Source organism: Streptomyces sp. NPDC005408 (assembly GCF_040606445.1).
Taxonomy (GTDB): domain Bacteria; phylum Actinomycetota; class Actinomycetes; order Streptomycetales; family Streptomycetaceae; genus Streptomyces.
The window spans coordinates 78,941-93,979 of the sequence record NZ_JBEXEX010000005.1 but is presented as its reverse complement, the minus strand read 5'-3'; the positions used below and the strand labels follow the sequence as shown (position 1 = coordinate 93,979).

The window sequence follows — 15,039 nt, the reverse complement described above, 5'->3', positions numbered from 1 at the left end:
TGTGACCATCGGGCGCACGCTGCCCCAGACGCTTTCGGGGAGGCTGAGACCGGCCAGGGCCGCCCGGATTGCCTCCGGGCACTGACGGCGCAAACATATGCGGCCCCGCACCCGCCTGCACGCGTGTTGGGCCGCATGTGCGCTCAGTCCGCAACGTGCGCTTCCTCCGCTGCCGCACTCTGTCCTTTACTCCGAGCCTGTTGCAGCGTCTCCGCGATCGCGGCGAACTCCTCCAGGGCGGCCTGGAGGTCTTCGACGATCTCGGCGGCCAGCACCTCGGGTGCGGGAAGGTTGGCCGCGTCGTCGAGGCTCGGGTCGCGGAGCCAGGTGATGGCCAGGTTGGCCTTGTCGCGGGCGATCAGATCCTCGTACGTGTACGCCTTGAAGCGTTCCGTCTCCACGCGCTTGGAGCGGTCCTCGTCAGCGCGGTAACACTGCACGAAGTCCTCAAGGTGGGTCCGGGTGAGCGGGTTCTGCTTGAGGGTGAAGTGCTGGGCCGTACGGAAGTCGTAGACCCACAGCTTCTCGGTCCACGGCTGGTTGGGCCGGGCCGGCTTGCGTTCGAAGAACAGGACGTTGGCCTTGACGCCGCCCGCGTAGAAGATGCCGGTGGGCAGGCGGAGCAGCGTGTGGACGTCGTACTCGTTCAGCAGACGCCGGCGGATGGTCTCACCCGCGCCGCCCTCGAAGAGGACGTTGTCGGGGACGACGACCGCAGCTCGGCCGTGGATCTCCAGGAGCGAGGCGATGTGCTGCACGAAGTTGAGCTGCTTGTTGGTTGTGGTTACCCAGAAGTCGCGCCGTTCGTAGGCGATCGCCTCGCGGGCGGCGGAACCGTCGTCGCCGTAGACGGTGATGGACGATTTCTTGCCGAACGGCGGGTTGGCCAGGACCAGGCTCGCCCGCTTGTCGGGCGGAGCGGCGAGGGCGTCCTTGGTACGAACCAGAGCAGGTCCGGTGGGCTGACCGATGCCGTGCAGGAAGAGGTTCATCGCAGCGAGACGGGCGGTGTTCTTGACCAGCTCGGTGCCCCAGATGCCGCCGCTGCTGAGGTGCTTGCGCTGCTCGGGGGTGAGCTGGTTGCCGTACTCGTGGAGGATGTACTCGGCGGCGGCCAGCAGGAAGCCGCCGGTTCCGCAGGCGGGGTCGGTGATGGTGTCGTCCGGGGTCGGGCGGACGCAGTCGATGATCGCCTGGATCAGCGGACGCGGGGTGAAGTACTGCCCTGCACCCGACTTGATGTCCTCCGCACCCCGGGATAGCAGTTCCTCGTACGCGTCGCCCTTGATGTCGGTCTTCTGACCCGACCAGTTCTCCTTGTCGATCAGGTCCTTGACCAGGCGCTTGAGCTTGGCGGGGTCGTGGATGCGGTTCCTGGCTCCGTTGAAGATCAGGCGGAAGGTGGTGCCGGAGCGCTGGTTGCCGAGGTCTTCGAGCAGCTGTGTATACGCAGCTTCGAGCTCGGCACCGTCGTTGTTCAGCAGCTCGGGCCAGCCACGGCCCTCCCAGACCGACCCCTCGGGCATGATCTGCTCGCGGAACATAGGCGGACGGGACTGCGCCTCGTGCGCCATCTTGAGGAACACGAGAAGCGTCAACTGCTCGATGTAGTCGATGGTGGAGACGCCATCGTCGCGCAGGACATGGCAATAACTCCAAAGCTTGTCGACGAGCCGACGGGCCTCGGTCGTGGTCACGAAGGGATCTCCATGTCGAGGGTGGGCTGAATGGCGGAAGCGAGGGCGAGGGCGGGGGCGTCGGCCGAGGGTGATGGGGGCGCGTCTGATGCCGGTGCGGTGTCCGTCGTGCGCGTGCGTCGCGCGGGCGTCCGGCGGGGGCTTCGGCGCCGGGACTTGGTCGCTCCGGCCGCCTCGCGCTCGGCGCGGATGCGAAGAAGCAGCGCGTCGGCAGGCTCATCGGCCGGCTCCTGGGGGACGAGACGTCCGGCGAAGGCCTCGGCGAGGAGTGAGCGACGGAGGGTGACACTTCGTCGCTTGCTGGCGGACACAGTGTGCGTGAGATGCCTGGCTTGTTGCTCGATGTCGGACCACTGAGCAAATAGCGCTCGCTGGGTCGACGGGTCAGGCAGCGGGAACTCAATCGCGCCAAGAATCTTCTGATTAACCTTGTGGATGCCCGCTGTTGTACGTGCCTGGCTTTCAATCTGGCGTCTAACCGCCAAGGAAGACCAGACGATGCGCAGATACCCTGGCAGGATCTTCTTTATGTCAGGGCGCGCCCGAATAATAGTGTCCGGGTAAGCGACAGGAGTTGGGACATCGACAACGAGTGACCCACGACCTACCAGAGAAACCGAACCATTTCCGCGAGCGATGAGGAAGTCACCTTGTTTAACAAGGAACGACTCCGCTTCGCTTTCCTCCCAGTCGCCCTCTTTGCATTGCTTGAGGTCAACGTAGGTGTCGGACAGAGCAGTGAGACGAAGCACAGGGAATCCACCCGCTCGAGTCGGGACGGATCGGCCATTCGTCAGGCCGGAAGCCAACACATCGCCCAGTTGCACCGCGTCGTGGGACGACGTCATCTTGTGGAGCACCGCCTGGAGGTACCGCTCGATGCGGCGGGCGCTGATCTGGAGAGTCCCATCAGCCGCTTCGAGGCGCGACAGCCGCTCTTCGAGCGCCGCGACGATGCGTCGCTGCTCCTCCAGCGGGGGCACGGGCACCGGAATTCGACGGATCTCGTTCAACCCAAGCCGGGGGCGCCCCACCCCACGGATGCGCTCTGCCGCGTAGGCCCGCGTCTGCGGCGCAATGAGGCTGTAGAGAAGCCACCGGTTGTCGATGTCAGGGTGGACCCGCATGCGGATGCAGTCTGCCTTGACGATCGCCGGAGCTTTGAGGTCAGGAATGAGGCAGGCACGCGGCAACTCGTTGCCCAGCGATGCAATGGCCAGATCCCCCGCCCGCACCTCGTGCTTTCGGAGTTGTTCGAAGTGGTCGAGAGAGACGAACGCCTTCTCGTCCATGTACTCGCCATCTCCGATGTTCTGGAGTCGGATCACCCGAGCGCCAGATTCTGTGTAGTGGCTGGACTTGAGATTGGAACCGAAAGGGCCATCTGTCATCGCCCCAGGCTCGGCCGCCTGGAGTTCGTCGAGCGTGGCCCAAGCCCACCCCTCCGGCAACGCCGAAGAAAAACCACCCTCGCTCACGCACCCAACTCCCGTCCCAGCTCATCCAAAATCTCAGCCCCCCGATCGGCCCCGAATTCCCTCAGGAACCCGTCCACGCCCCCACGCTCGATGAAGGGTACGTCCTTCAAGTGCTCGGGCTCGATCGCCGCATCCGTCGCGATCACGTCCACCATCCGGTCCAGCCACCACACCTGGTCGGCCGTGAACTCCGCTCCCGCCTGCTCCTGCTGGGCCCGCCATGCCGCGTACCGTTCCTCGACCAGCGCCCGGTACGGCCGTACCTCCTCATCCAGCCCCAACTCGAACCGCAGGAGGCCGATCAGATCCACGACACCAGCCGCCCCCCGCGGATGCTGAGCTGCCTTGCCCAGCTGCACGTACGCGTCGTACAGGCGCGCCGGAGTCCACTGGAACGGAGGGCGCTCGATCTTCCGCGCCAGATCCCTCAGGCGCCGGTAGACCTCCTTCGGGTCGCGCCGCTCGCTGAACGCGATGTTGAACGCGGCGATCTCGTCCCGGTGGTCCTTCAGGTACTGCTGCCAGGAGGACACGCGCCGCATCGCCAGCTCGTCCGCCGTGATGCCGCGCGCCTCTTTCACCTCGTCCACGCTGACCTCGTCTATGACGATGTCGTGGGCGCGGCGCATCGACATCAGCCGGACGCGCAACTCTCGGTTGGCGGCGATCGGCTTCAATGCCTCCAGCATGTCCTGCCGGATCTGCTCCTGGCCGCCGAGCCTCCGAGCCCTCTCCTGCTGGTCAGGGTCGACAGATCGGACCAGCCCGCCGACGATCTCCTGGAGCGGCTGGCCGGCGAGTTCCTGGACCTCCTCGCGCTCCTCGGGAGTGAGCTGCCGGTCGAGGCGCGCAAGGCGGCCCGCCAGCGTGGCGACCTCGTCCTCCGTCAGCGCCAGTCCGGCCGTCTTGGCCATCAGCCGCTCCAGCGGGATCTTCCGCTCGGAGACACGGTTGAGCGGGCGCGCGTCCACACGCGGCGAGTCCGTGACCCCGACCGCGTCGACGATCACGAACCGCTCCTTGACCTCGGCGTCGGGCGTGACCGCCTGAAACTCCGCGGGGTCGATCGTCCGCGAACCCCGGCCCTTCATCTGCTCGAAGTAGGCCCAGCTCTTCACGTCCCGCAGGAAGAAGACACACTCAAGCGGCGGGATGTCAGTGCCCGTGGCGATCATGTCCACGGTCACCGCGACACGCAGCTCAGGGCTGTTGCGGAATGCCTTGATGAGTTCGGCGGGGCGCTTCGCGGCATGGGTGATCTTCATGCAGAAGTCGTCGCTCTCACCGAAGACCTGCCGCACCATCTGGACGATCTCGTCGGCGTGGTTGTCGTCCGCCGCGAAGATCAGCGTCTTGGGCACATGCGTACGCGACCGTTGGACCTCGCCCTCGCCCACCGGCGGGAAAATGTCCGTGTACAGGTGCTGGCGGAAGGTCTCGATGACGAGCTTCAGTTGGCCCTTGCTGATGACCTGGCGGCCCAACTGGGACGCCTTCCACTCCAGGTCCTCCTCCAACTCCTGGTACCGCTCCCGCCGGGTCTTCCGCTCCCGCATCGGCACGACCGTCTCGGCGGGGATCGTTCCGCCGTTCTCCCCCAGTTCCGTACGGATCCGGAAGACGTCGAAGTCGACGTTGACTCCGTCGGCGACGGCCTGCTCGTACGGGTACTCGCTGACCAGGTTCTGGAAGAAGAACCCGAAGGTCTGCATGACCGGAGTGGCGGTCAGGCCGACCAGGTGGGCGTCGAAGTACTCAAGAACCGCTCGCCACTTGCCGTAGATGGAGCGGTGGCACTCGTCGACGACGATGAGGTCGAAGGACTCCGGCGGCAGGGCCGGGTTGTAGCCGACCCCCACCGGCTCGTCGACGAGATCGTAGCGGTCGAGCGCCTCGGTGTTGTCGTCAGCGCTCGGCACCGCCTGGCCCGTCAGCGCGAGCCACAGCCGCTGCACGGTGGACACCACCACGTGTGCGGAACCGAGGACGGTGTCGCCTGCGAGGCGCTGCACGACGTACAGCTCGGTGAACTTGCCGCCGTCGTCCGGAGTGTCGAAGTTCTCGAACTCGGTGGCGGCCTGGCTGCCCAAGTTGTTGCGGTCGACGAGGAACAGCACACGCTTGGCGCCCGCGTGCTTGAGCAGCCGGTAGCTCTCGCTAACCACCGTGTACGTCTTCCCGGCACCGGTTGCCATCTGGATCAGGGCGCGCGGGTCGTCCTTGGCCAGGGAGCGCTCCAGGCCGGTGATAGCCGTCCTCTGAGCCGGGCGCAGCGGGTCCGGGTCGAGGAAGGTCTGCGGCAGGCGACGCATCCGGGCGCGCAGGGTCGGCACGGCGGGGTCGGCCTCGGCCTCGTCGATCCAGCGTGCGATCGTCTCCGGCCGGTGCACGGCGAACACTTCACGCGTGCGCGGAGAGGGGTCGAGCGCGTTGTGGAAGCGGACGGTGTTGCCGTCGGCCACGTACCGGAAGGGCAGGCTGGCACGCCATGCGCTGAGCTGCTGGCTGCGGGTCAGCCCCGTGGCGTAGCGCGCGGCCTGCTGCATGGCGGCCTCCAGGTCGGCGCCCTCCCGCTTAGCCTCTATGACCCCGACCAGGCGCTGGTCTACGTAGAGCAGGTAGTCGGCGCGGCCGACGGCAGTGGAGACCTCCCGGACGGCGACGCCGCGCTCCTCCGCGAAGAGGTTCTTGGTGCTGTCGTCCTGGACGGCCCATCCTGCCTTCTCCAGGATGCGGTCCAGCTCGGTACGGACCTGCGCCTCGCTCATCGGCGAAAGGGCAGCCTTCTGCGCGTAGGCGATGAACTCGTCGCGCTGCGACGCTCCGTCCAGCGGCCGGGCGGTGGTACGCGACTCCAGGGCGGGGGCGGTCAACTCGGTGATCTGGTCGCTCAGTTCGGCGACCACGTCGTGCAGAGCAGCCCTCTCGGCCTCGGCACGAGCCAGTTCCGCCTCGGCCTGAGCGCGGGCGGCCTGCTCGCGCTCCAGCCGGCTCTGCTTGCCGTCGTAACGGAGCCGGGCCACCTCCAGCTTCCGGCGGTAGGCGTCGAGTTCGGCGCGAAGCTGCTCCAACTCCTGTGCGTCGGTGACCGTCTCGGGGTCGGGCGAGGCGGACGGGGGCGCGGGCGCCAGGAAGACGCGGTGCGTGGTGTCGGACTGGTCGAGAGAGCGGTGCAACCAGTCACCGAGGCGGAAGCACGTCTCCACCGCCTGGAGCGCGGCGCGCACGTTGGCGTAGTACTCGTGGACCGCCCGGTTGCCCGTCGTGCGGATCCCCTCGAACCACGCACGCACCTGGGGAACGAGAACATCCGCCCCGGTCAGGGCGTTGATGCGGTCGACCTGCTTGTTGCCGGGAACGGTGACATTGACCAGGGTGACGAGATGCTTTGCCATGATCTCGCTGAAGAGGCGAGCCTTCACCATGGCCGCATGCGGATCGGTGTGCACGTACGACTCCGCGGCGCAGCCCAGCGTCACCAGTAATGGCTCGTGGCCGAGCAGGTGGCCGAAGTTGGACGATCCCGCGGCCAACCGCGCGACCTGCTCGTCGTCCCCACCGGACGGGCCAACCGCCGCCGTCACCATGCGTTCCCCTCAAAGTGCTGGTCGATATGTCAGTGCAAAGCCTTGCAGGATGACATGAACAGCCAGCGCTGGCAAGGACTTTAGCCGATGCGGCGTGTTCGGCGGGTGCGGTGCGTCCTGGAAGGAGACTCCCCGGCATCCGCTCGCTCGGCCGCGTCACCGGATCCCCGGCATCCACAGCCGCAGCTCTCCGCCTCATCCCGCGTCCGCAAGCGTCTCGGCCAGCTTCGACACAGACGGTTCACCAACTGGGCATAGCGCATCTTCGGGCTCGTCTTCAGAGCTGGACGTCCTGCTGATGCAGTAGCACTCCCGCGAGACCATGGCGGAACCGCGGATCGATGGCGGCCGGGTTGACTCCCCGTTGAACGGCTGCTGGTGTTAGGGGCCTGACGGCCGGAGCGGAAGAAGCCCAGCGCGCCTGGCAGCCAGGCGTTGCGGCATCACCATGAACGCAGCGGACGTGGCATGGTCACCGAGCAGAGCGGTGAAGGCTTCCCGGCGACCCTTGGTCCAAGGACCGCCCGGCAAATCTCTCGGCGTAGTGCAAGGCTCCGTCGGACAGGTCAGCGATAGCTGGCGGATGCGGGCGAGTTCCTCGACATCGGCGACCACCGCCCGTCGCACCGCCACTCACGGCAGGTTCTCCCATCAACGAATGAGTTTCTTGATTGCCACCGCCGCCACACGCTCCGTATCCTGCTGGGCAACGCGTTGACGGAGACGAGTAGCCACGGAACACGCGAGCCGAGAGAGCCGCCGGAAGCTGGAAAGGCGGTCTCGCGCCCGAGGTGAAGACCCTCCTGAGCGCGGGGAGGAACGACCCCATCTGGTGGTCCCATGCCCCGCCGGCCGGCCCCCGTCATAAGGCCCGAATGAGGCCGTCACCTCGTGGCGGCGAAAGTGCGGTGGTACCGCGAGTTGCCCTTCTCGCCCGCACTCCCAAGGGATCATGACGACGTCCTTCGGAGGACCGAAATGATCCACAGCCGCGTACTTGTCTCCGACATGCGAGAACACGTCGGCCGTACCGTTTCCGTCTGCGGGTGGGTGAACACCCTCCGCCTGCAGAGCAAAATGCAGTTCGTCATCGTGCGCGACAGCACCGGCATGGCGCAGGTGACCCACAAGCGCGACGGCGGACCCCTGGAAGCCCAACTCGAAGCCCTCACCCCCGAATCCGCCGTCCGTATCACCGGCCGGGTCGTCGACGCCGCCCAGGTGAAGCTCGGAGGCCTGGAGATCGTCCCCGAGGTGGTCGAGGTCCTGAACCTGGCTGCGACACCGCTGCCGATCGACGAGCACACCGGCCTGGAGCAGCGACTGGACTGGCGATTCCTGGACGTACGCCGCCGTCCTGCCACCCAGCTGATGTTCGCCGTGCAGACCACTCTGGAGCAGGGGATGCGCGAGTACGCCTACAAGCTGGGCGCCACGGAGATGCACACGCCCAAGCTCATGGGCACCGCCTCGGAGTCGGGTGCGGAGGTCTTCAAGCTCGGCTACTTCGACCGCAGCGCCTACCTGGCGCAGTCGCCGCAGTTCTACAAGCAGATGGCGATCTCGGCCGGGATCGACAAGGTTTTCGAGATCGCGCCGGTCTTCCGTGCCGAGCCGTCGTTCACCTCGCGGCACGCCACCGAGTTCACCGGCGTCGACGTGGAGCTGGCCTGGATCCACGGGGTCGAGGACGTGATGGCGTTCGAGGAGCAGATGCTCGCCTACGCGATCGCCAAGGTCGCCGACGCGCACGGTGAGGCGATCGCAGAGCACTTCGGCGTCGAGGTCACCGTCCCCACCACGCCCTTCCCCCGCGTCACCATGGCTGAGGCGCACGAGATCCTACGCAAGGACGGCTGGGACCTGGCGGGCATCAAGGAAGACCTGGACCCGGAGGGTGAGCGGAGCATCTCGGCGCACATCAAGGAGACCACCGGGCACGAGTTCGTGTTCATCACGCACTACCCGGTCGGCATCCGGCCCTTCTACCACATGCGGCCGGCCGACGACCCGAGCGTGACCTTGAGCTTCGACCTGCTCTGGAACGGGCTGGAGGTCACCACCGGCGCCCAGCGCGAGCATCGGTACGACGTGCTGCTGAAGCAGGCCGCCGAGAAGGGCATGAGCACGGAGCCGCTGCAGGACTACCTGAACGCGTTCCGATACGGGTGCCCGCCGCACGGCGGGCTCGGCATGGGCCTCGGCCGGGTGCTGATGGTGATGCTCGGCCTGGACTCCATCCGCGAGGCCACGTTCCTCTTCCGCGGGCCGAACCGGCTCACCCCGTAACCGGCCGCGGGCTGCGTCCCACGACATGGGCCAGTGCCTCGTGTCGTGGGACGCGGTCTCAGTAGCGGACATTGCGCAGGTCATGCGTCCACGCGTCAGCGGGGTTCTTGTCCCAGTAGGCGCGCAGCGCTAGCTCCCTCTCCGAGAAGCGGCCCTGGTGGCACAGGCCGCCGTGGGAGAGCGTGACGCTCATGGCCAACTTCGACTCGGTTGTGACCCAGTGGGGGGTCAGTGCGTGGCTCCAGAGCTGGTCTCCGGGTTGCATGGTGACGGACTGGCGGTCGGACGCATCGTGCTCGGGCGGGTCCTCGCCTGTGGTCTCGCCGATGACCGCCGCGTCAGCCGGCAGATGCTTGTCGGGATCCAGGTAGCTATGGAAGGTCTTGATGCCATGAACCTGCCAGACAAGGCCGTGCGAGTTGTCGTTGTGGTAGGTCGAGGCGGCACCCTCGGTGGACAGGAACAGGATGGGCGCCAAGCGCTGCCAGGTGAAGCCCTGAGCGGCCAGATGAGTGCGCCAGGGGATCACGACCTCCTCCTGGAACCCGTCCAGGAGGTCGTCGTAGAAGAGGCTGAGCCTGAAGTGCACCAGCCGGAATGGCCAGGTGACGACCACCTCGATCGGCGCGGTGCGGAAGGCGGCAGTGCGGTCCATGCGCACCTGCCAGTCGTCGTCCCCGAGGATCGTGAAACGGACCTCCTTGTCCCTACGGACGTGGTCGAGGATGTCGATGGCGGGCAGGAACGTGTAGTCGAAGCCGGCCTCCATCGGGAAGTTCGGCGGCTGCCGCCACCGCTGGGTGAAATCTTCGGGTGTCGTGATCGTCATAGATCGGTCCATGGGGTCGTGTGCACTGGGCCGCTTCATGCCGGCGCGGTGCACGAAGCACTGCGGTCGTCGGATGTGGTGGAGGGGCGACAGATGGCAGCGCAGTCCGGTGTCACCCGGTCCTGCGCCGGGGCGGTCAGGAAATGTCTGATCGCGGCCCGGGGAGCGTGGACGCTGACGGATGCCTGGCCGTAGGGGCAGCGCCGTATTGAGCCATCGGCGGATACGTACGCGGTCGCCGAACGGCATGGCCACCGCTCGCCCCCCTCCGGGGGGAACTGAAGGTCCTTAAGCTCGCCGAGGTAGGTGCGGTATCGGTCGGACAGGTTGAAGTAGCGGTCCAGCCGATCGGCGTCGAGGTGGTGCTGCACCAGATAGTCCTGGACCGACGTGCCCTCGCGGCGGAGGGCACGCTCGTCGAGGACGACGGGGCTGAACTGAACCTCCACCCCAGCCTCGGACACGAGGCCGACCAGCTCCTGACACTCACCCTCGCCTAGGCCCCAGCACATGACATGCAGGATCTTCGTCTCGGTGCTGATGGCGCGCAGCGTGGCCAGGCCCGAGGTCGCGGTGCGGGTGGTGCGACCCAGCACCATCGCTCCTTGCGAGTCGGCGGAGACGGTCACGTTGGCCAGCAGATGCGCCACCTCGGAGAGGGTGACCACCTCCGCGACGGTGCGGGCCGAGGTCACCATCGACACCGACATTCCGAACTGGTGGGCCAGCTGTATGAGGTGCCTCAGCTGCGGGTGGTGGGTCGGCTCGCCGCCGGTCAGGCACACCCCCTCCACGCCCGCCTCCTTCAGCCGCGACAGGAGGCGGGCGTAGGTCGCGGTATTCAGGAAGCCGTGAGCGCGGTCGGCCCGGAAGCAGAATCCGCAGGCCACCTTGCAGTGCCCGGCCGTGGACACCAACGCCGTGCGTACATGTGTGTTCATTGCACCCCCGTGTTGTCCCACACCGCGATCTCCACGGTGCTCGTGTAGAACGCGCACATCTCCGGATCCGGGGTGCTGCCGCCGATGAGAGCCTGCTCGTTGCGGGACGGCCCGCCGCAGATGGCGAGCGCCGGGCAGTTCCCGCACTCGGGGATGGGCGCGACCCTCTTCGCCACGCCGGCCAGGAGGCCCGGATCAGCGCGCAGCTCGTCGAGGGTGTGCAGGAACGACGGCTCGGTGAAGTTGATGTCGCACAGGCTCACCCGGTTGCCGGGCAGCAGAGCAGCGTTCAGGCTGCGATCGACCTGCATGTGGTCGAACAGCATCGGCCGGCGGGTATCGAGGGCCTGGAAGGCGCGGTCCAGGACGGAGAACAGCATCCCGCCCCGCCCCAGCGCCGCCACGCGGGCCTCGTACAGCTCGCGGGCTAGGTCCGCGCCGTTGACCTGCCACTGGCCCGCGGTCGGGATGGGCGTGTTGACGTAGATGAACTTCAGCCCGAGGTCATCGATGATCCACCGGACGGTCTCGGCGAGGCGGCCGATGTTCGCGGCCGTCGGGGTGAGGTTGCAGCCCACATGCAGCCCGCCCGCTTCGACGAATCGAGCGACGTTACGGCGAATCCGGTCGTCGGCGGGCTGTCCGCCGAGCAGAAGACGGTTGGCAGAGTTGATGCCAGGCGGGCCATCGATGGAGATGCCGACTCCGTACTCGTACGCGACGAAGTGATCGAGGGCATCGTCGGTCAGGCGGGCGCCGTTGGTGACGACGGTGCGCCGTACCCTAGCCACGTCATAGCGGTGGGCAAGGGTGTCGGCGAGCTGATCGCCGTACCTCATGAGGTCGAAGCGGATGGTGGGCTCACCACCGAACCACTGGATTGACACCTCGTCCTGCCCGGCATTCTGCTCAAACAGGAACTCCAGCCCCTTGGAGAGTTCCTCCTTCGTCATGTCCGGCTTGCCGCTGTTCGTATCGACGAAGCAGTACGTGCAGGCCATGTTGCAGCGGTCGGTGAGCACCACCCGCAGACCGCTGATTCGGCCGGGAGCAGCGTCGAGGCCAAGCAGCCGAAGACGGTCATGGAGTGCTTCACGCCGGTCGGCCACGGGGGCACCGGGAGCGAAGCCGAGCCCTCCAAGGGCTTCATGGGTCACGGTCGGGGGGACCCCGGCGAGGTCACGGACCTCGCCGGAGTCGATGAAGACACTGTCCAACGCGACCGGGTCGAGGAGAACCGCTTCCCCATCCCGCTCGTACTGGAAGTACTTCCCCCACAGCATCTGGGGGACGACCATGGTAATCAGGCCGTCGTTTCCTCTTCGGCGATCCCGAGCTCGCCCATAACCGCGCGGACCGTCTCCTCGGCGGTGGCCTGGAGCTTCGCGGAGGTGGCCGGCGAACCGCCGTCAGCGAGGACGATCACACCCGGCAGCGTCGGGTTCGGCGCGATGACCGTGACACCGGCCGGATCGGTGCCGATGACCATGATCGCGTCCTTCAGGTCAACCCAGTCGGTCTGCTCCTTGAGGGCCTCGATGATGCGACCTTGCTTCTCCTGGAAGGAGGCGCGCTCCCCCATCCACACGCCCGCCTTGGACTTGGAGTCCACGACGTCCGCGTAGATCAGGTGGTCCTTCTTCTCTCTCCTGGCTTGAGGCATAGCTGATCCCTTTCCTGTGTGCTGGATGTGCTGAACAACCCCCGCAGACCGGCAGGTACCGCCCCGCTCGGGGAGTTTGGGCGGGGCGGCGCTTGGCAGCACTGCGACAAGCGGGCACGAGGGGTAGTGCAGACTCCCAGTTGTCAGCCCCGCTGCTCCGCGGTGCGCACAGCCGCGTGGTGAGACGTGGCTTCGCAGTGACGTGGTGACATCATGCTGACCTGAGAGGTCCTATTCGAGGACTCTGACAGGCCATCAAAGGGACTTATACAGGGCCTTGTTGCTGTCTGATGGATGTGTTTGCGCCATCATGAGGACATCGCATGTCGCTCTCTGACGAGAGCTCGCCCCAGAGGAGATCCATGCCGCGCCCCACAGGCAACATCAGACTCAAGGCCGCCCGCCTGGCTGCCGGTTACAACTCGCAGCAGGCCCTGGCCGACGCCATCACCAAGGCGGCGTTGACGCTCGGCATCAGAGGTCTGGCCGTCGGCGTCCGGCAGGTCCGGCGCTGGGAGTCCTCCACACCGCCATGGCCGCAGCCCGATGTGCACCGGGTCCTGACCCACCTCCTGTCGCAGAGCATGGAAGACCTCGGCTTCACCCCGCCCTGGGGAAGCTCCCGGCCCCAGCCCAACACGGGGCGCGACAACACACCGCACGCCCTGTCAGGAGCACGGTTGGCGTCCGTCCCCGCTCAGGGTGGAACCGCAACGCAACCAGCAACAATCGGCCGGGACTTCGGGTCCGTCACACGCGCGCACCGGCACTTGTACTGGTCCGTTGCGCCGACCGTGCTACATCCAGCGATTCTGGAGCATGCTCGCCTGGGCTGCGCCCTCCTCCCAGAAACGGCGAACCCAGCCCGCCAGACCGTCGCGGCCGCACTGGCCGAGTCCTACCTGCTGGCCGGCCGTATCGAGTTCTTCGACCTGCAACAACCAGGACAGGCTTCAGAGACCCTCCTGCGGGCTCTGCAGGCGGCAGGCGAAGCGGACGACCCACTGCTCGGAGCGGCCATCCTGGCGCACATGGCCTTCATCCCAGGCTGGGCGGACGATCGGGAAGCGGCAGTCGAGCGCATGCTGGCCGCCCGTACCTACGCCCGCCGCGGACACACATCGGCGGAGTTCTGGGCGTGGCTGGACGCCGTCGAGGCGGAATGCGAAACCCGCTGCGGAGATCCTCGCGCAGCCCTGCGCTTGATCCGCCGCGCCGAGGACACACTCTCTGCGGGCTCCGAACATGCCACTCCCGACTGGCTGGATTGGTTCAGCCCTGTCCGCTTGTCCGCGTTCAAAGGCAACACGCAGTTGAAGGCAGGCCACTTGCCGCAGGCTCGTCAGACGCTCCACGACGTACTCGCCGGTCTACCACCCGAGTCGGACAAACAGCGCACCGTCGTCCTTGGTGACCTAGCTGCGGTCGAAGCCGCGGACGGCAAGCCGGAGGAGGCATGCAGATACGCCATCATGGCCCTCGACCAGTTGGCTATCACCTGGTATGCCACCGGTATGGATCGCATCCGCGAGGTCCGGCGCACGCTCGCCCCCCGGCAGAACGAGCAGTGCGTCCGGGACCTCGATGACCGTCTCTACGACTGGGGCACGACGGTCAGCGCCCTTCAGCGTTGAACTTGGCGATCTTTTCCGGCAGTTCCGCGAGTGAGTCGATGCGCATCGTCGTGATCGCATCCGCGTCCGGATCGCGCTGTTGGATCGTGCCCCAGGGGCCGCGCCGGATGAGGGCGGTCAGGAGCCCCGCTTGTACGGCCGGGCGGATGTCGTTGTCGAGCCGGTCACCGACGTAAAGGACCTCGCCCGGCTCGGCGGGCGTCGCCTCGATGACCCGCTCGAAGAAGGCCACGTCCGGCTTTGACGCCCCCCAGTCGTCGCTGGTGGCGATCAGGTCGGATGGCAGGTCCAGCCCGCGCAGCAGCCCGCCGGCCCTCACGGTCTGATTCCCGGCGATGCCAACCCACAGCCCTGCTTCACGGAGGGCGGCCAGGGTGGGCCGGACGTCCGGGTAGAGGTCGTCTTCGCCGAACCACTCCGGCTTCCCGGCCGCGGCGCGCTTCTCCCGCTCCTCGGTCAGATCGAACCCGGGCTGGAACTCCTGGAACGTCTCGCGGTAGTCGCGCCCCTGCGCGATGACCGCCCCGAACATCGCCGCGAAGGTGTGCCGTGGCACCCCCAGCCAGTCCGCCCACGTCCCGTACTCCCGGGTCTCGTCAACAAGACACTCGCCCACGTCGAATACCACCGCACGAATCATGCTCCGCAGGTTAGACGGTCCAAGCCGGCGGCGAAGCGGCCTCTCGGACAGCAATGGTCCTGACCGCTGGGCGGTGAGCGGGAGCATCACCTCGCCGTGCCTGCCGGACATGCCTCTGAGCCCTCGACGCCGCCAACTAGGCGCCGAACTCCTCGAAGACAGGGTCAGCTCCGTCCGGGCTCTGGACCGCCTGAAGGAGTTCTCCGAGCAGCTCCACCGCACAAGTCCCTTCCGGCAATTCGTAGGTACTGCGAGCGGCTTCAGGCACTACTGCCGGTCGC

10 protein-coding genes are annotated in these 15,039 nt (G+C 66.9%); 2 read left to right on the top strand and 8 right to left on the bottom strand.

The features are described 5' to 3' along the window. Nucleotides 1-143: 143 nt before the first annotated feature. The 3 genes from ABZS64_RS07180 to ABZS64_RS07170 are packed head-to-tail and all read right to left on the bottom strand — an operon-like array spanning nt 144 to nt 6,762. A complete protein-coding gene (locus tag ABZS64_RS07180; RefSeq protein WP_355824319.1) occupies nt 144-1,697 on the bottom strand; it encodes a class I SAM-dependent DNA methyltransferase in 1,554 nt (517 codons plus the stop codon). Beyond that, nucleotides 1,694-3,175, bottom strand: a complete 1,482-nt coding sequence (locus ABZS64_RS07175) for a restriction endonuclease subunit S (RefSeq protein ID WP_355824316.1) — start codon at nt 3,173-3,175, stop codon at nt 1,694-1,696. The genes ABZS64_RS07180 and ABZS64_RS07175 overlap by 4 nt, the downstream gene beginning before the upstream one ends. Continuing rightward, on the bottom strand, nt 3,172-6,762 hold the full coding sequence (locus tag ABZS64_RS07170; protein WP_355824313.1) for a DEAD/DEAH box helicase family protein: 3,591 nt from the start codon (nt 6,760-6,762) through the stop codon (nt 3,172-3,174). Before ABZS64_RS07170 ends, ABZS64_RS07175 begins: the two co-directional genes overlap by 4 nt. Before the next feature lie 978 nt (nt 6,763-7,740). Here ABZS64_RS07170 and aspS point away from each other — a divergent pair. Beyond that, nucleotides 7,741-9,051 (top strand): aspartate--tRNA(Asn) ligase, encoded by a 1,311-nt coding sequence (gene aspS / locus ABZS64_RS07165; protein WP_355824311.1) that lies wholly within the window; start codon nt 7,741-7,743, stop codon nt 9,049-9,051. Between the two features lie 58 nt (nt 9,052-9,109). Here aspS and ABZS64_RS07160 read toward each other — a convergent pair whose 3' ends face one another. The 4 genes from ABZS64_RS07160 to ABZS64_RS07145 are packed head-to-tail and all read right to left on the bottom strand — an operon-like array spanning nt 9,110 to nt 12,484. Then, nucleotides 9,110-9,880 carry a hypothetical protein gene (locus tag ABZS64_RS07160; protein WP_355824308.1) on the bottom strand — a complete coding sequence of 257 codons (771 nt, stop codon included), beginning with the start codon at nt 9,878-9,880 and terminating at the stop codon, nt 9,110-9,112. Nucleotides 9,881-9,915: 35 nt separating this feature from the next. Continuing rightward, a complete protein-coding gene (locus ABZS64_RS07155; protein WP_355824305.1) occupies nt 9,916-10,821 on the bottom strand; it encodes a radical SAM protein in 906 nt (301 codons plus the stop codon). Continuing rightward, nucleotides 10,818-12,119, bottom strand: coding sequence for a radical SAM protein (locus ABZS64_RS07150; protein ID WP_355824302.1), 1,302 nt, complete (start codon nt 12,117-12,119; stop codon nt 10,818-10,820). Before ABZS64_RS07150 ends, ABZS64_RS07155 begins: the two co-directional genes overlap by 4 nt. 5 nt (nt 12,120-12,124) lie before the next feature. After that, entirely contained in the window at nt 12,125-12,484 is a 360-nt protein-coding gene (locus tag ABZS64_RS07145) for a hypothetical protein (RefSeq protein ID WP_355824299.1), read from the bottom strand. Nucleotides 12,485-12,846: 362 nt separating this feature from the next. On the opposite strand from ABZS64_RS07145, the gene ABZS64_RS07140 reads away from it, so the two are divergent. Next, a complete protein-coding gene (locus ABZS64_RS07140; RefSeq protein WP_355824296.1) occupies nt 12,847-14,118 on the top strand; it encodes a transcriptional regulator in 1,272 nt (423 codons plus the stop codon). Here ABZS64_RS07140 and ABZS64_RS07135 read toward each other — a convergent pair. Further along, nucleotides 14,099-14,758: an HAD family hydrolase gene (locus ABZS64_RS07135; protein WP_355824293.1), complete on the bottom strand. Its 660-nt coding sequence runs from the start codon at nt 14,756-14,758 to the stop codon at nt 14,099-14,101. The genes ABZS64_RS07140 and ABZS64_RS07135 overlap by 20 nt on opposite strands. Nucleotides 14,759-15,039 lie beyond the last annotated feature (281 nt).